The sequence below is a fragment of the Burkholderia sp. E168m15 genome (assembly GCF_016586105.1).
GTDB lineage: Bacteria > Pseudomonadota > Gammaproteobacteria > Burkholderiales > Burkholderiaceae > Burkholderia > Burkholderia orbicola.
Genome location: NZ_BCPO01000043.1, coordinates 1 through 14159 on the forward strand (window position 1 = coordinate 1; position 14159 = coordinate 14159).

Annotated in this window: 22 protein-coding genes and 1 pseudogene; 13 read left to right on the forward strand and 10 right to left on the reverse strand. The window is 64.2% G+C overall.

Annotated features, from left to right (window positions below):
* The 6 genes and pseudogenes from JMF86_RS07520 to JMF86_RS07545 form a co-directional block, all read right to left on the reverse strand.
* Positions 1 to 1124 (reverse strand): annotated as a pseudogene (locus JMF86_RS07520) (hypothetical protein); the annotation flags it as partial.
* Positions 1121 to 1753 carry a hypothetical protein gene (locus tag JMF86_RS07525; protein ID WP_201316889.1) on the reverse strand — a complete coding sequence of 211 codons (633 nt, stop codon included), beginning with the start codon at positions 1751 to 1753 and terminating at the stop codon, positions 1121 to 1123. The gene JMF86_RS07525 and the pseudogene JMF86_RS07520, both read right to left, overlap by 4 nt.
* A gap of 139 nt (positions 1754 to 1892) precedes the next feature.
* The gene (locus tag JMF86_RS07530; protein WP_201316919.1) at positions 1893 to 2138 is read right to left on the reverse strand and encodes a zinc-finger-containing protein; all 246 of its coding nucleotides are present in this window, start codon (positions 2136 to 2138) and stop codon (positions 1893 to 1895) included.
* Positions 2083 to 2397: a hypothetical protein gene (locus tag JMF86_RS07535; RefSeq protein WP_201316890.1), complete on the reverse strand. Its 315-nt coding sequence runs from the start codon at positions 2395 to 2397 to the stop codon at positions 2083 to 2085. The genes JMF86_RS07530 and JMF86_RS07535 overlap by 56 nt, the downstream gene beginning before the upstream one ends.
* Complete coding sequence (locus JMF86_RS07540) at positions 2390 to 2725, reverse strand: hypothetical protein (protein ID WP_201316922.1); 336 nt, start codon at positions 2723 to 2725, stop codon at positions 2390 to 2392. The genes JMF86_RS07535 and JMF86_RS07540 overlap by 8 nt, the downstream gene beginning before the upstream one ends.
* Positions 2726 to 2728: 3 nt before the next feature.
* Positions 2729 to 2965, reverse strand: a complete 237-nt coding sequence (locus JMF86_RS07545; RefSeq protein WP_201316891.1) for a hypothetical protein — start codon at positions 2963 to 2965, stop codon at positions 2729 to 2731.
* 232 nt (positions 2966 to 3197) lie between these two features.
* Here JMF86_RS07545 and JMF86_RS07550 point away from each other — a divergent pair, with 232 nt between their 5' ends.
* From JMF86_RS07550 to JMF86_RS07575, 6 genes are all read left to right on the forward strand, one after another.
* Positions 3198 to 3902 carry a site-specific DNA-methyltransferase gene (locus JMF86_RS07550; RefSeq protein WP_201316892.1) on the forward strand — a complete coding sequence of 235 codons (705 nt, stop codon included), beginning with the start codon at positions 3198 to 3200 and terminating at the stop codon, positions 3900 to 3902.
* Positions 3899 to 5008 (forward strand): DUF1376 domain-containing protein, encoded by a 1110-nt coding sequence (locus JMF86_RS07555; RefSeq protein ID WP_201316893.1) that lies wholly within the window; start codon positions 3899 to 3901, stop codon positions 5006 to 5008. Before JMF86_RS07550 ends, JMF86_RS07555 begins: the two co-directional genes overlap by 4 nt.
* Positions 5005 to 5268: a hypothetical protein gene (locus JMF86_RS07560; protein ID WP_201316894.1), complete on the forward strand. Its 264-nt coding sequence runs from the start codon at positions 5005 to 5007 to the stop codon at positions 5266 to 5268. The genes JMF86_RS07555 and JMF86_RS07560 overlap by 4 nt, the downstream gene beginning before the upstream one ends.
* Positions 5269 to 5431: 163 nt before the next feature.
* A complete protein-coding gene (locus tag JMF86_RS07565; RefSeq protein WP_201316895.1) occupies positions 5432 to 5902 on the forward strand; it encodes a RusA family crossover junction endodeoxyribonuclease in 471 nt (156 codons plus the stop codon).
* A gap of 11 nt (positions 5903 to 5913) precedes the next feature.
* Positions 5914 to 6240, forward strand: a complete 327-nt coding sequence (locus JMF86_RS07570; protein ID WP_124503277.1) for a hypothetical protein — start codon at positions 5914 to 5916, stop codon at positions 6238 to 6240.
* On the forward strand, positions 6237 to 6896 hold the full coding sequence (locus tag JMF86_RS07575) for a hypothetical protein (protein WP_201316896.1): 660 nt from the start codon (positions 6237 to 6239) through the stop codon (positions 6894 to 6896). The genes JMF86_RS07570 and JMF86_RS07575 overlap by 4 nt, the downstream gene beginning before the upstream one ends.
* Before the next feature lie 316 nt (positions 6897 to 7212).
* On the opposite strand, the gene JMF86_RS07580 is transcribed toward JMF86_RS07575, so the two are convergent.
* Positions 7213 to 7395 carry a hypothetical protein gene (locus JMF86_RS07580; protein WP_156349303.1) on the reverse strand — a complete coding sequence of 61 codons (183 nt, stop codon included), beginning with the start codon at positions 7393 to 7395 and terminating at the stop codon, positions 7213 to 7215.
* A 195-nt stretch (positions 7396 to 7590) separates the two neighbouring features.
* Between JMF86_RS07580 and JMF86_RS07585 the strand changes: the two genes are divergently transcribed.
* The 5 genes from JMF86_RS07585 to JMF86_RS07610 are packed head-to-tail and all read left to right on the forward strand — an operon-like array spanning position 7591 to position 10418.
* On the forward strand, positions 7591 to 8250 hold the full coding sequence (locus JMF86_RS07585) for a putative metallopeptidase (RefSeq protein WP_201316920.1): 660 nt from the start codon (positions 7591 to 7593) through the stop codon (positions 8248 to 8250).
* Positions 8251 to 8268: 18 nt separating this feature from the next.
* Positions 8269 to 8748: a DUF2280 domain-containing protein gene (locus JMF86_RS07590; protein ID WP_201316897.1), complete on the forward strand. Its 480-nt coding sequence runs from the start codon at positions 8269 to 8271 to the stop codon at positions 8746 to 8748.
* The gene (locus JMF86_RS07595; protein ID WP_236593002.1) at positions 8699 to 9376 is read left to right on the forward strand and encodes a glycoside hydrolase family protein; all 678 of its coding nucleotides are present in this window, start codon (positions 8699 to 8701) and stop codon (positions 9374 to 9376) included. Before JMF86_RS07590 ends, JMF86_RS07595 begins: the two co-directional genes overlap by 50 nt.
* On the forward strand, positions 9373 to 9921 hold the full coding sequence (locus tag JMF86_RS07605; RefSeq protein WP_201316898.1) for a hypothetical protein: 549 nt from the start codon (positions 9373 to 9375) through the stop codon (positions 9919 to 9921). The genes JMF86_RS07595 and JMF86_RS07605 overlap by 4 nt, the downstream gene beginning before the upstream one ends.
* Positions 9918 to 10418: a DUF2514 family protein gene (locus JMF86_RS07610; RefSeq protein ID WP_201316899.1), complete on the forward strand. Its 501-nt coding sequence runs from the start codon at positions 9918 to 9920 to the stop codon at positions 10416 to 10418. Before JMF86_RS07605 ends, JMF86_RS07610 begins: the two co-directional genes overlap by 4 nt.
* 177 nt (positions 10419 to 10595) lie before the next feature.
* Here the strand turns inward: JMF86_RS07610 and JMF86_RS07615 are convergent, their stop codons facing one another.
* The gene (locus JMF86_RS07615) at positions 10596 to 11630 is read right to left on the reverse strand and encodes an acyltransferase (RefSeq protein WP_201316900.1); all 1035 of its coding nucleotides are present in this window, start codon (positions 11628 to 11630) and stop codon (positions 10596 to 10598) included.
* Between the two features lie 281 nt (positions 11631 to 11911).
* Here JMF86_RS07615 and JMF86_RS07620 point away from each other — a divergent pair, with 281 nt between their 5' ends.
* The gene (locus JMF86_RS07620) at positions 11912 to 12112 is read left to right on the forward strand and encodes a hypothetical protein (protein ID WP_059584186.1); all 201 of its coding nucleotides are present in this window, start codon (positions 11912 to 11914) and stop codon (positions 12110 to 12112) included.
* Positions 12113 to 12140: 28 nt separating this feature from the next.
* Here JMF86_RS07620 and JMF86_RS07625 read toward each other — a convergent pair whose 3' ends face one another.
* Both JMF86_RS07625 and JMF86_RS07630 read right to left on the reverse strand, forming a co-directional pair.
* On the reverse strand, positions 12141 to 12566 hold the full coding sequence (locus JMF86_RS07625; protein WP_059584185.1) for a hypothetical protein: 426 nt from the start codon (positions 12564 to 12566) through the stop codon (positions 12141 to 12143).
* A gap of 58 nt (positions 12567 to 12624) precedes the next feature.
* Positions 12625 to 13116 carry a hypothetical protein gene (locus JMF86_RS07630; protein WP_201316901.1) on the reverse strand — a complete coding sequence of 164 codons (492 nt, stop codon included), beginning with the start codon at positions 13114 to 13116 and terminating at the stop codon, positions 12625 to 12627.
* Between the two features lie 52 nt (positions 13117 to 13168).
* Here JMF86_RS07630 and JMF86_RS07635 point away from each other — a divergent pair, with 52 nt between their 5' ends.
* Positions 13169 to 13849: an SOS response-associated peptidase family protein gene (locus JMF86_RS07635; RefSeq protein WP_201316902.1), complete on the forward strand. Its 681-nt coding sequence runs from the start codon at positions 13169 to 13171 to the stop codon at positions 13847 to 13849.
* Positions 13850 to 14159 lie beyond the last annotated feature (310 nt).

A 14159-nucleotide genomic window follows, 5' to 3' on the forward strand; every position in this document is an offset into this window, starting at 1 on the left:
ATTGTGCGCGCAAGCATGTACAGCGCAAACGCGCGATCGGTCGTCAGCCCCTCCAGAGCCTCTGCCTGCGCGGGAGATTGCGGGGCGGCGTAGAGCTTCGTGCCGATCTCGGGCATCTTCCCGGCACGCCACGAAACCTCCTTCAGATCCGGCCCGAACGCGACGATCTCGCCAACCGGTTCCGCCGCCTGCGCGGGGGCGGCCCACGATCCGCATTGCTCGATCGCGTTGAGCGCGCAGTCGCGCAGCTCGTCCAGCGTCGCGACAATCGCATCCGGTTCACCTTCAGGGCTGTTGCGGTCAGGGATTTCGCACACGTTCGTCAGGAACGTTTCGAACCAATGCGGCAGCGCCATCGTTCCTTCCGTCCTGTCGCGTTCGCGGAGGGGGGCGTGGGCAAAGGCGAGCGCTTCGAGCCACGTCGCACGTTGGCTGTCCCACACGTCCACGGCAACGCCTTCCGTTTCAGGGCGGTCGTAGCCCATCAGCTTCACGAACGCCGCTCGCTCGTCGGTCGGCGCGGGTGCCGGTGGGGTACGGGCAAACGCACGCGCCTCACGCTCGACCAGTTCAAGATCGATGCGAGCGATCCCTTGCAAGTTGTGCTCTATGGTCGGCGCTGCTGCGGGCTGCTCGACGCGGAAGCCGCCGAACGCGTGCGCGATGAACTCGGTCAGGATGAAACGGTCGTCGGCGTTCGGCTCGCGCGAATCATTGCTCTCGCCGACGATCTCGAACGTCTCGATTGCGGCGAGTGCGATTTGCGTCGTGATCGATCCGGGCTGCTCGACAGCGGATGAGCAGAATAGCGGCGCAGCATCTTTGACCGCGCGAATCCAGCGCTGCTGTGTGACCGAATCTGCCCCGTTGAAGCAGTGCGGGTCGCTTCCACAATATCCAAGGTTGCAATAGATACGATGCGCGGTTTTCCGCGCCGATTCTTCCGTCAGCGGATCAGCGCGGCTAACTTTCGAACTTGTCTCATTGCCGTCGCCGGCGCGCGCGTCGACAATGACTTCGGCGGACGGGACAACCTCCGTGAAGGGTCTGTCCATTCCCGACCGCTGTTGCGCAGCCTCGCTCGCCTGTTCGGGAGCGGGGCCTTTTCCGTTGTGGGTGGTCATCTTTCGTCTCCAGATTCGAGCGGGCCCGTGTCGCGCCATGCATATGATGTGCGCGGCTCCGAAGGGCCGGGCAGCGGCGAGTGCTTAGGCTTCGTAGCCTGCTTCGCGCGGATCTGTTCGACCATCGTCCAGACACGGGCGAGTTCCGTCTCGCCGGCCGCGTGCATGTCCAGGCCGTTCGCGAGGCAGAGCGCGGCCAGCGTGACCATGACGCCGCCGACCTCCTGCTTCGGCTCGCCCACGGGCCGCGACCAGGTGTAATCGACCAGCGCATGCGCTTCCTCGCGCGTCATGCCGCACGCCTGCACGAGCTCGCCGGCCTCCTCGAAGAACCGGTGATTGCGCTCGAGCTTGTCCGCCGAGATCACGGCGCCGAAGCACGCAAGCATCCACGGCTGCACCCGCTGCTGGAACGGAGTCGGCGCGGGAGGCTGCGGGGCGCAGGCGAGCATGGCTGCGTAGCAGAGCCGGGCTTTGTGCGCGGCTTGCTGGCAGCCAGTCATCTTTTCGAATGCGTCCCATACTTCGGGATCGCTGAAGAACTCAGCGGGCCACGATTCGAAACCATTCACAACCATGCTCTCGGTCGGCTCGATTGGCACGAGCCTCCATCCAGTCGGGATCGCCACCGGTTCCTCCGCCTGCGCGGGGACGGCTGGCTGCCGTGCATCGCGGCGAACGCCGGCCGCAGAAGGTTGCGTTCGTCGTCGCTCAGCTCGGTGTGTTCGAGGCGCGCGAGCGCGCGCCAGAGCGGGTCTTGCGTATCGGTCATCGGGGTGGCTCCTGTTGAATGACGGTGACGACGCGATCGCATGTCGCGACGTCGAACCAGCCGATGTGACATTCCTCGTGGTTCGCGATGCCGAGCTGCCGAGCCAGCCAGATATATGCGTCGGTGCGCGTCATGCGGCCGGACTGCCAGATCGGGTTGAAGGCCGCTTTCGCTCGTTTCCGCGCGTCACGAGTAGGACCGTCGGCCAGCGTGCCGAGTGGGATGGCCGTGAAGGGGTGCAGGCCGACGTATGCCCGGCATGAGCGACAGAGGAACGCCCACGGCCAGGTGCAGCGCGTCTATCAGGTGTGCCATCGGTTGAAGGTGCGCGTCGAGCGACCGATCGGCCGCGAGCGAGCGCGCGTAAGCGTCGGCCGACTCGGTTTCGCCCACGTCGGACGGCAATTCGCCATACGCGAAGCTCGAATCGGCCCGCTCCTGCACCAGTTCCTTCGTGCGCTGCAGCCATGCTTGGCCGAGCGTGTGTTTGTGCTCATTCATTTGAGACACCTCCTGCGACCGTGATGTGCCGGACCGGTGCCGGCACTTTCTTCCGGCCGGCCTTGATCAGCACGGCATCGATGGCGAGGAGGACGCCGGAGGTGAGCAGCGGGCGCCCGTTGTGGCGCGCGGCTTCGTCCTCGGCGGCGACGAGTTCGAGGGCCATCAGCGCGTCGCTCGCGACAGACTCGTCGAACAGTGGATAGGCCATGCGACCCGACTTCATGCGCGACAGCCTGCACTGCGCGCTTTCGCCCGACAGCATCAGCTTCAGCGCAGATTCGTTGACGAAGCCGACTGGTCCCGGCGTGTGCTTGATCTCGTTCATGCTTCACCTCGCGCGCGGAGCATGGCGTCTGCGATCGCGTATCGCCTCACGCGCCATGCTGCGCATTTCTTCCTCGCGGGCGCTCTTCATCGAGAGCGTTAGTGGCCGCATCGCCTTCGCGGCGAAGTAGTCGCACAGCGTCATGCCGTTTGCGCCTTGGTGCATCGTGTCGCCGTTGTCAGCGGTGTACGTCTTCGTGGTCGACGGAAACGCCGGGCCGCCGGTCTTGGTCGTGTCCATCATGCCTCCTTCGGCTCGTCGAGCATCCAGTCGATCCACGCGAGGCGGTCGAGGCGGCGCTGGGCGTAGCCGCGATTGCCGAATTCGTTGCGAGCCTGCCACGAATCCAGCCCGCTGAACGGGGAGCCGAGCTGTTCGCCGATGTAGCCCTTCAGCTCGACGGCAGCCCGAGCGAACTCGGGGTAATTGACCGCGACGTAGGACAGTGCGTGACAGATGGACGCGACCGTGGATGAACGATGAGGCGGCTCGCGCGGCCCACGCCGAGCGCGTGCGCGGCAACGTCGAGAAGGCGGAAGCGCTGGGCCGCTGGCCCGCAAACGTGATCCACGACGGCTCGCCGGAAGTGCTCGAGGCGTTCGTGCGGTTCGGCGAGAAAACGAGCGGCAAGCCATCCGGCATGAAATCCGGCGGAAAAGGGAATGCCTTCGGTCATTTCAACGGCGGCATTCCGGTTACGGGGTTCGGCGATAGCGGTTCGGCCGCGCGCTTCTTCTACTGCGCTAAGGCGACGCGCGCGGACCGCAACGAGGGCGTCGGCGGCAGCGACGCGCCGGCCGTTGCCAGCGGCGCGACGATGCGCGAGCGGGAGGACGCAGACTGGCCGGCGCGCAACGGCAACCATCACCCGACAGTGAAACCGACTGACCTCATGGCCTACCTCTGCCGGCTCGTCACGCCTCCCGGTGGCACCGTGCTCGACCCGTTCATGGGTTCAGGCTCGACCGGGAAGGCGTGCGTGCGTGAACGATTCGGATTCGTCGGTATCGACCTCGCGCTCGAATACATCGATATCGCACGGGCGCGCATCGAGCATGAATTGTCGCGTGTCGCCGCAGCGGCGGCTGATCGTGAGGCGCTCGCGCGCCAACGAGACCTTTTCGCGGACGCCGAGTCGGCGACCGCATGCGCCTCGGCGTATGGACTTTGCGAATGAACGACCTCCCGAATCCTCTCACCCCAGCGGACTGCAACCTCCGCGATTTTCCGTTCATGCCGCTCGAGGTGAAGCGCCTGTTGACGTCCGAAACGTGGATCCTCGGCAACGGCGACGAGCGCGCGGCCGCGATCACGTTGTGGCTCGAGAGCTGGCATCAGATCCCGGCCGCGAGCCTGCCGGCCGACGACCGCATGCTCGGCCATCTGTCCCAGTCGAAGAACTGGAAACGCGTGAAGGAACACGCGCTGCGCGGTTGGGTGAAGTGCGCCGACGGCCGCCTCTATCACCCTGTCGTCGCCGAGAAGGTGCTCGAAGCGTGGGTATCGAAGCTGACCAGCAGCTTATCCGGCACCACCGGCAACGCGAAGCGCTGGGGTATCGAGGTCGACACCGTAGCCGTACGCGCCCAGATCGTCGAGGCTGCGAACCTCCTGAAAGCGATCGCCCCGCAATCCGAATGGCTGCGAAAAAAGCAGGTCCGGGAGATCGTATCCGATTCGCGTCGCGATCCCGATCCGATCGCCCCCCGATCACCAACGCAATCGCCCCCCGATTCGCCCCCCGATCGCAAGGGAGAGGGAGAGGGAGATGTAAACACAGCAAGCGGCGGCGGCACAGCACAGGGAGGTGGGGAAGAACCGCCGATCGCCGCCGCCGCTTTCGTCGAAATCCTTCGCTCGTCGGGCGTCGGCTTCGCCGCCGACGACACGCGGTTGGCCGGTTGGCCCGGTCGCGGCGTGACGGCCGACGACCTGCGCGCGGCCATTGCTACGGGGCGCAAGCGCCGGGAGCGCGAGCGCTCCGAGCAGCCGCTCAACGCCGGGCTGCTCGACCTGATCCTCGGCGACCTGCTCGCCGCGCGCGCCGCGAAGCCCGCGACAGGTGCACGCACCGTCGGCGACTGGTGGCGCTCGTGGACCGGCATCGTCGAGCACGGCGGCACGCTCGGCGTCGAGCAGGGCCGCGACGAACCTCCGTTCGATTTCAAGCTGCGCGTGTTCGACGCCGCGGGCGACGGCCCGTGGTGGGACGACCACAACCGCGCGTTTCGCAACACTGCTGGCCCGGTCGCGGCCGGCGCTTTGATGGGGGAAGGGCGATGAACTGCAAAGTCGGCGACATGGCAGTCCTGATCCAAGGGGTGAATGCCGGGCATGTCTGCGAAGTGTTGAGCCCGTGGGGCACGAGGAACGGCCGTTTCGTTTGGAACGTGCGCATGGTCGTTTCGCTTCCGCGCTTTCTCGACGGCGACCGCTCTCGGCCTGATTCGCCATCGCGGGAGGGGCAATGCTGCGACGTGAACCTGCGCCCGATCAGCGGCGTGCCCGTGACGGACGACGTGGAAGACGAGGTGACGGCATGACGAAGCCCCGCATTTTCCGCGCGATCTTTCGCTCGCACATCGGTTTCGAGTGGGTTTGTCGCTCGAACGGTGCAACGGGCTTGGGCAGCACGCCGCAAGAGGCATACGAGCGTTGGAAGGCAGCGTATTGGGAGCCTGCTGAGCAATACGGGAGGGGCGTGAAGTGACCCAGCAATCCCTCATCACTGCCTCGCCAATCGCGCAGCGCGTCGAGTTCGTCGTTCCCGGCACACCGATCGCGAAGGGCCGCCCGAAGTTCGCGCGCCGCGGCGCCCACGTCAGGGTCTACACGCCCGAGGAGACGGAGCGGTACGAGAACCTCGTGAAGATGGCCGCCCGCGCGGCGATGCGCAGCGCGTCGCCTTACGCCGGCCCGATCCGCCTGATCGTGCACATCGGCCTGCCGATCCCGGCGAGCTGGTCGATGAAGCGTCAGGGCGAAGCGGCCGCCGGCGCCATCGGCGCGACGAAGAAGCCGGACGCCGACAACGTTGTCAAGGCGTTGAAGGACGGCATGAACGGAGTGGTGTACGTCGACGATGGCCAGGTCGTCGACCTCTGGGTGTCGAAGCGCTACGCGCGCACGCCGGGCGTGCGCATCGAGGCGATCGAATTGAATCTGAAGTCAGCATAAGGAGCGGGGCCTTGAAAGCTAAAAGCAAACTCACCATCAACGCGATGATCGCGGCCATGAAGCCCGGCGTCCGGTATTCGGCGCACGACCTCGCACGCCGCTTGAAGCACCCCGTTTCGTCGGTGCGCCAGCTGCTGTCGCTCGACGTCGCGCTCGCGCGGCTCGACTGCCATTCGGCGAGCCGCGGCCGGATGTACTCGCTCGCGGGCACGAGCCGCTCGCCGGGCTCGCACGTCGACACGCGCATCCGGCCGGACTTCACGAGCAACCTATCGGGCTACATGGCCGAGCTGAACACGCGCCAAGCGCTGGCGATGATGACGCGGGGTGGCCGGTGATCGCCATCTTCGAGAACACGCAGCAGGCGCTGCACGTCAGCTTTCTCGTGACGTCGCTGCCGCCGCGGCAGAAGCAGCAGTTCCGCCTGGCGCTGATCCAGATCCTCGAATCGGTCGGCCGTCTCAGTGACCGGCAGGCTGAATTCCTCGAATACCTGTACGGCACCTCGTCGGGCACGATCAACTTCGACGGGCTGAGCGGTGACGAAATCCGGGCCCAGTGCGCGATGGTCGTCGGCGCGGTGCGCGATCACCTGCTGAAGCCGGAACGCAATGCCGTGTGGCTGCGATACGCCTGCGGCATGCCCGCGCGGCCGGCGAGCGCCACGCGCGCAGCAGACCCGGGAATCCCGCCGTCGGCCGAGTGGAAGCGGGCGCTGGTCGAGATGCGCACGTATCTGCGGCCGTCGCTCACCGTGACGAACGGCAAGGCGATCATGGCGCTGATCGCAGGCCATTCGCAGGTGCGGCTGCGCCAAGACGGGCTGTCGTATCGTGAAATCGCCGAGGAGACGCACGTCACGGTTCGAACGCTCGAGCGGAACGCGCAGATCATCCGGAGGCGGCTCGTCGAGCTGGAGCACCAGGCCGTGAAGCGGCTGACGCCGCTCTTCGAGCGAAACAACGTGACGATCGCGGAGGCCGTTGAGGCGTAAGGGGTACGGCGAAAATTCCCCTTGCAAATGTGGCGGACAGGGTATAAATTTTCGTCACATTGCAGAGTTGCGACCAAAGCCCGCTGAGCCGACAAGCCAGCGGGCTTTTTCGTCGTGGTGTGCCGCGCTATACTCGACCCGGCCTTAGCTGCGCCGGCGGGAAAGACGCGGCGAGGTGATCAGCCAGCGCGCCGAAAGGTGCAGACGGGTTTCCGCCGCCCTGCTGGCACCAGATTCGTTGAGCCCGCTGAGCGAAAGTCAGCGGGCTTTTTACTGGGTCGGCTGGATCTAAACCGACTTTTAATAGTCCCGATTCCTACAGCGCGTCTATTTCCTTGGCGATCTTGGCCACGGTTGCGCCGATAAATTGTCCGAGTTGCTCTCCATTTTTGGCAGGGTCAGTGAACCACCGGTCACCGGTGGCTGGTGCGACCAAACCGGATGCGAGTGCTGTTTTGACGAGTTCGACGGCCTGTTCGGTTGCTCGTGCGGTAGTCATTAATGCTCTCCTGTTTGCGCTTATTAGACGATTTTCCGCGACCGCGTTCTAAGCACGCGGCCATGAGGATATTGCGTTAATCGAGTGATTTAAGTCAACGCCGTTTAATTATCTTAATAATTTCGCTATTTGAATAAAATTGGCGGAATTGACTTGAGCGTTTCATTATTCGAATCAAACTGCAGATGTCACAAGATGAGCAGATCTGCCGCGATAGCGAATGTGTTACCAGTATCTCGTCCGGTGCCGCCCGACATCCTCTTCGACGACTCGAACTGGATCCGGCACATCACGCCGGCCGATGGCGTCTCCGAATGGGTGAACGAGACGCTATTGCGCGATGGCGCGCCGCTGCACAACCCTGACCACGAGCACCTCATCGGCGCTGATGTCGCCTACCTCTGGGCGGCCGTCGAGAACGTGCGCCAGATGCGGCGCGTCGTCGGCCAGTGCGAAGAGGTGACGATCCGCGCCGGCGGCTGGCAGCGCGCCCGGCAGGAACAGCAGTACCTCGAATGGTTCGGCCGCGTGCCGGCGTTCCTGATCACGCTCGACGCGCACTACGCGCGCGAGTGCAACGACCTGCAGTGGTGCGCGCTCGTCGAGCACGAGCTGTATCACATCGGCCAGCGCACCGACGAGTTCGGCGCGCCGGCTTTCACGAAGGACGGCATGCCGAAGCTCGGCATCCGAGGGCACGACGTCGAGGAATTCGTCGGCATCGTCCGGCGCTATGGCGTGGCTGGCGGCGCCGGCGACACCGCGAAGCTCGTCGCCGCAGCCCAGCGCTCGCCGGAGGTCGGCCACGCCGACATCGCGCGCGCTTGCGGCACCTGCATCCTGCGGGCCGCATAACCCGACCGTTTTCCCGCTATGGCAGCACTTCCCGACCCGATCAAGGTGTTCATCGTGCAGTCGCTGGCGTGCTTCGACACGATCTCGCGCACCGCGAAGGCCGTGCGCGATGAGTTCGGCGTCGAGGTGTCGTCGCAGCAATGCGAGCGCTACGACCCGACGAAGCGGGCCGGCGCAACGCTCAGCAAGAAGTACCGCGAGATATTCGAGCGTACGCGCGCGGAGTTCCTTAGCGACACATCGCGCATCGGCGTGTCGCACCGTGCGGTGCGCCTGCGCGCGCTCGACCGAGCCGTCGCGGAAGCGGAGCGACGCAACAACCTGCCGCTGATGGCGCAGCTGCTCGAACAGGCTGCGAAGGAATCCGGCGACGCCTACACGAACCGGCGCCGCCTCGAACACACTGGGGAGAACGGCGGCCCGATCGAGAACAGGACGGTCGTCGTCGATGAAAGCCAGGTCGCAGCCGCCGTCGCCAAACTCGAAGACGAGTATTGACCCCGCCATCGAGCGGGCCGTCCTGAAGGCGAAGTGCGAGCGGGATCACCTGTTCTTCAGCAGGTACTTCTTCAAGCACCGGCAGGCGATCAAGTTCCGGGTCAACTGGCACCACGTGCTGATCGCCGACACGGTGCAGCGCGTGATCGACGGCACGCTGAAGAACGTCGTCATCAACGTGCCGCCGGGCTCGTCGAAGACCGAGCTGGTCGCGATCAACCTGATCGCGCGCGGCCTCGCGCTGAACCCGCGCGCGCGGTTCCTGCACATCAGCTACTCGGACGACCTCGCGCTGTTGAACAGCGAGACGGCGCGCGACATCGTCGCATCCGACGAGTACCAGGCGCTCTGGCCGCTGAAGGTGGCTGACGACGCGAAGTCGAAGAAGCGCTGGAACGTGCTCGTCGACGGGAAGAAAGCCGGCGGCGTGTACAACGTCGGCGCAGGCGCGTACTGCAGCAGCACGACGGCGAAGCGGTTCAACGCCGGCGAATGGAAGGGCGCGTGCCGCGCGATGAACGAGGCGGACAACGGTCGGCCGCAATGGGTGACGGCCGGCGGCCGCGTGCTGCCCGGTCTGGTGAAACGGCGCGCGGAAGAGCGTGCCCTCTGCGAGCGCGGCCTATGACGACCACGAAGACCCACGAGACGCGGCGCACATTCGCCGAGGATGTCTTCTACCCGGATCACGAGCCGCGTACCGAGTCGCCGACGTTCCGCGCGAGCAAGCGCGAGATGAAGGCAGCCGGCGGCTACGTCTGCGCGGTATGCGGTGACGACCAGGCCGTCGAGTCGCATCACCGGTTCTTTGAGTGGGCGTTCTCGCACGCGATCGACTGGAAGTGGATCCGCGGCGTCGCGCTCAACCAGGTCGACACGATGTTCAGCCACAAGCTGCAGCGCACCGTGCCGATCCCGCGCCAGCACCCCGTCTGGGACGTGATCAGGCTGACGCAAGGCTTCGACTGGGAGGCGTTCGACCCGGCCCGGCCGGAGGCGTTCGTCGATTCGACCTACAACCAACTGCTGCTGTGCGCGCTCCATCACCGGGGCAAAGATCACGGCCGGCACGAGGAAAGCGACCCGGTCTGGAGCGTGCAGGCGTTCCTGCTTCCGGACTTCGTCTACTCGCCGGACGAGCTGAAGCAGTTGCACGCGAAGGAACGGAAATGACACTTCTGAGGCTGGTTTGGCCGTATGTGCTCGCTGTGCTGCTTGGCTTTGCCGCCGGCGTCTACGGTGAGCACCTGATCAGCGCGCGCGAGATCGCGGGCATGAAGGCTGACGCCGCGACGGCTCAAGCGAAGGCGGTGGATGCCGCGCGCGCGGAGGAACAACGCCGCACCGCGGCCCAATCGGAGATTGCGAAAGATGCGAACCAACAACGAACTGCCGCGCTTGCGGATGCTTTTGCTGCTCGTGCTGCCGCTGGCAGCCTGCAGCAGCGCGTCGACCAGCTCGTCGCGGCCGCCCGCCATCCCGCCTCTGCCGCCGGAGGCCCGGCAACCGGCGACGCCCTCGATCTGCTTGCCGACGTGCTCGGCCGGTCTGACGAAACGTCGGGAGAGCTGGCAGCGATCGCTGACCAACGCGGCATCGCCGGCCGGCAGTGCGAGCGTGACTACGACGCGCTGACCGGCGCCACCAACCAGACGGAGGAATCCAAATAAAAGAAGATATTGAGCGGCGCGATGCTCGCGCTGACGGCGGTCGCGCACGTTGCAAAGGTTCTTGTGCAAATCCCGACACGACGGGTTCGAGGAGCGGGCAGGTCATCGTGTTGCCCGCTCCCTCAGGGGCGGCCGCGTGGGGTAGCGTTTCAGCTAGCGTGCTGGCGCCCTCATTCGCTAGGCAGTCCGCGCTGCTTTTGCCCGCGCGCCAGCGAAGCCATTCTTCAGGGTAAGCGCCGGCTTTTCGATCAAGAACCACGAGGCCATGGCGATCGGGGTCACGATCGCGATGGAGAGTAGCGACAGGACGATTGGATCCATACCTGTACCGAAGTGCCACACCAGCATCTGTTGAACGAGGAAGCCGTAGATGTAGACGCCGTACGAGACATCGAACCGGTTCAAGAACGCCAGTTTCGGCAGACGTTCCGCCGCGAATATGACGATGAATGGCAGTAGCAGAGTGAGCGCGTACGCCCGGAGCTTCCAGTCGGGAATGGAAGCGAACAGATAGTACGGCAGCAACGCGAGCAAGACGGAAGCTACCCATAAGATCCAACTGCGGGGCAGCGCCACGGTTGCAAGGAACGCTCCACCCCAAAAGAACACGCCGAGCCGCGCGAGTTGGAAGGTCTTCACACCGAGCATCGTTCCCTCAGCCCATAGCATATCGCCCATCAGCGCTGCGTAAAATCCTACCAGCATCAGCAGCACTCCTCGCCAGTTCAGCGCCCCCGCCCACGATACGCCGAGTAGCAGCAGGTAACATGTCACCTCGAGCGATAGAGTCCACAGCGAGCCGTTTATGACGTCGACCGGGTTCGTTGTGAAGAAGTGCGGCAGGGTAGGGACGAGTCGGAACAGCGACAGGTTCGTCAGGTATGTGAGCCAGTCCGGAAACCACGTATGCGTCATGAGCGGACCGGCGACGAAGATCGTCAATAGCAGCAATACCGCTAGTCCCGGGAAGATTCGCAGCGCGCGGTTGCGCAGATATACCAGTGGGTGCGGATTGCGCTGCAGCGACTTGCAGACCAGATATCCGCTAATCGCGAAGAAAGCGTTCACACCGAACTCGCTGAATTGCGGAAAGCCATGCCGTTCCAGCCAATCATGCGGAAGCCCAAGCACAACGTAGCTGTGTGTGAGGATGACGGCATATGCCGCGAGCAGCCGCATCGCGGTAAATGCGTTCTGATTATTTGGTGCCATATTGCCCCGCAGTTTGTTTTCGCCCGAATGTTACCCTACGGCGGCGGGTCTGTTGACATCGGCACGATCTTAGCCTCGTGCCCATCCGCGCACGCGTCGACAAACTCGGCCCGCTTTTCGAGCGCGGCACTTCCGTTCCCGGGCATCACGGACCTCGCGATTGCGAGCGTAATCGCGGCGCTGTCCAGAATCTACAGCCAGCAGTGCGAGCGCGACTACGACGCGCCGACGCCGACACGTTGATCTACTAGACTTTCGTTGCCTTGGTGACGGAGGTTCTAATGGATAACCCCGCGATCAACTGGAAAGTGGCCCCGAAGACCGCTCGATGGTGGGCCATGGATGCCGACGGACGTGCGCACTGGTATTGCATGCCGGACATCAAGCCGTTCACGGACTTCTGGGGCGTCGATATGGTTGAGGCTCCGGCGTTCGAATTCGGCGGGGACTGGCGGGTGAGCTTGGTCGAGCGGCCAACGTGACCGCAGGCGGTGCCGGGAGCGGTAGGGGCTAGTTGATCGGCTCGAGGTAGAATCCGCGCGCGGTCAGGTCCATCGTGACGTCGCTGAACGAGTCGAAAATTTCGTATCCGCATTCGACGTACGTGGTCTTGGAATCGAACCGGAGTTCCTCGACGTTGCGCTTCCATGTAAGCCGCACGTCAGTCGAGTGCCCCGGATCGAAGTGGGTGACGATCAGGTACGGGGGACGAACGCCGCGAGGCGGGTACTGCGTTCGTAGCACCAGCTCGACGTTTACGACGACATGGTGTTCCGGGATGCGGTCCGCGTAACGCAGCAGGTACGCCCGCAGCGAACGGCCGTCCCCCCGGTCCTGCGCCGAGGCGAAGCCAAACCAGTCATCGTCGGAATTGCTGAATTCTTCCGCAATTGTGCGCATGTCGGCCTCCAGTGCGACGAACGTCCAGAATGCCACAGGTGCGTCGCTAGGTCAGACCCATCGCGCGATCGTCCGAGCCCCTTTAAGCCCCGCACTACCGCATCCCGGCCCGCCGCATCTCGTCGCGCAGCAGATGCATCAGCCGATACAACTGGCCCTGCGCGCCGGCAAGGTCGCCTTTGTTCGCGACGTTCTTGTCGGTGTAGAGGTACCAGGCCTCGATGCGCTCGAGCGACTTCCGTAGCGCACGGATTTCGAGGATCAGCCACCGCACCTGAAGGTCGGTGTACTCCCGCCATAGCGCGCGCAGCTCGGCGTCCGTCGGCGCGTCAAATTCAGGCACCTCCGGCCGCAGTTTGAACCGTGGATCCGTTAGAGGAACCCGGTTGCGATCGATCCTGGTTGCTTCTATCGGTGCGGATGTACCGAGGAACACCGACCGCGGGTCCTCGTCGATCCAGTGCTCAAATTCGCGTTTGGTGAGTTCGACCGGGGTCCTTAGGCGGTTCTTCTCGCCCCGGAATCCGTACTCCCAGATGTAGGCCCACTGCGGCTTGATCACGGCTGCACCACTGTATAAAAACACAGTGTATCCCGATGTAAGATAGGGCCGTCAAGATCGAAAATTGGGGACGGCGATGTGCACGAACTACGTCGCGCCGGGCGAGGACCCAGGCCTGAGCGAGCTCAAGATCGACAGTTTTCGGGACCTGTACCGCTGGACGCCGTGGAAACCTGAGATCTACCAGGACTACGACGCGCCGATCGTCGGCTACGTCGATGGGCAGTTCAGGCCGCTGATCGCCAACTTCGGCTTCTGGCCGCGCGCGCTGCAGAAAGCCAACGTCGAGAAGGCGAAGGAGCAGGGCCGCAAGCTGCCGATCATGCGCAGCACGATGAACGTGCGCGACGACAACCTCGGCAAGTCGCCGCTGTACGGGCCGACGTGGCGTGCCGGCCGCCGCTGCCTGATTCCCGCGAAATGGATCTACGAGCCGAACTGGGAGACGGGGAAGCACATCCGATACCGGATCGGCCTGGCCGGCTGGCGGCCGCTATGCGTCGCCGGGATTTGGCGCACGCTGCCGCGGCCGGACGGCACCGAGCAGCACACCATGGCGATGATCACGGTCAACGGCGACGAGCACCCGATCATGAAGCACATGCACCGGCCCGGCGAAGAGAAGCGGTCGGTCGTCATCCTTCGGCCCGACGATTGGGAGGAATGGTTGACGACGTCGAACGTCGAGGCGGCGCGCGCGATGCTGCAGCTGTACCCGGCGGAGGACATGGCGGCTGAGCCAGCGGCAGCCGAATGAGGTGAATTTCTCTGGAAGATGAGGAATTTTCGCGACGCCAGACAAGGCTCTCGCGACATCGCATGTTCCAATGTACCCGTCTAAGTCTATGAAATATAACAAAATTGTATAAAGATTGTGATTCCTGTCGTCGTGGGTTCGAGTCCCATCAGCCACCCCAACAAATTCAAGCAAAAAGCCCGGTTCGATGAACCGGGCTTTTTGCTTTCTGGCGTTCGGACACAGCCGTCGTGTGTCTTGGTCACGGCGTTTTTAACGAAGTGGCATCCCCGTATTCAACGAAACAATCGCGATGCCATTTTGGCCTTGC

Coding starts and splice junctions, on each gene's coding strand:
- JMF86_RS07595 (WP_236593002.1), top strand. CDS start 8,699: ATGAAAGCCAGGTCGCAGCCGCCGTCGCCAAACTCGAAGACGAGTATT.
- JMF86_RS07590 (WP_201316897.1), top strand. CDS start 8,269: ATGGCAGCACTTCCCGACCCGATCAAGGTGTTCATCGTGCAGTCGCTG.
- JMF86_RS07615 (WP_201316900.1), bottom strand. CDS start 11,630: ATGGCACCAAATAATCAGAACGCATTTACCGCGATGCGGCTGCTCGCG.
- JMF86_RS07545 (WP_201316891.1), bottom strand. CDS start 2,965: ATGGACACGACCAAGACCGGCGGCCCGGCGTTTCCGTCGACCACGAAG.
- JMF86_RS07610 (WP_201316899.1), top strand. CDS start 9,918: ATGACACTTCTGAGGCTGGTTTGGCCGTATGTGCTCGCTGTGCTGCTT.
- JMF86_RS07620 (WP_059584186.1), top strand. CDS start 11,912: ATGGATAACCCCGCGATCAACTGGAAAGTGGCCCCGAAGACCGCTCGA.
- JMF86_RS07635 (WP_201316902.1), top strand. CDS start 13,169: ATGTGCACGAACTACGTCGCGCCGGGCGAGGACCCAGGCCTGAGCGAG.
- JMF86_RS07550 (WP_201316892.1), top strand. CDS start 3,198: ATGAACGATGAGGCGGCTCGCGCGGCCCACGCCGAGCGCGTGCGCGGC.
- JMF86_RS07585 (WP_201316920.1), top strand. CDS start 7,591: ATGAGCAGATCTGCCGCGATAGCGAATGTGTTACCAGTATCTCGTCCG.
- JMF86_RS07535 (WP_201316890.1), bottom strand. CDS start 2,397: ATGAATGAGCACAAACACACGCTCGGCCAAGCATGGCTGCAGCGCACG.
- JMF86_RS07605 (WP_201316898.1), top strand. CDS start 9,373: ATGACGACCACGAAGACCCACGAGACGCGGCGCACATTCGCCGAGGAT.
- JMF86_RS07540 (WP_201316922.1), bottom strand. CDS start 2,725: ATGAACGAGATCAAGCACACGCCGGGACCAGTCGGCTTCGTCAACGAA.
- JMF86_RS07555 (WP_201316893.1), top strand. CDS start 3,899: ATGAACGACCTCCCGAATCCTCTCACCCCAGCGGACTGCAACCTCCGC.
- JMF86_RS07560 (WP_201316894.1), top strand. CDS start 5,005: ATGAACTGCAAAGTCGGCGACATGGCAGTCCTGATCCAAGGGGTGAAT.
- JMF86_RS07580 (WP_156349303.1), bottom strand. CDS start 7,395: ATGACTACCGCACGAGCAACCGAACAGGCCGTCGAACTCGTCAAAACA.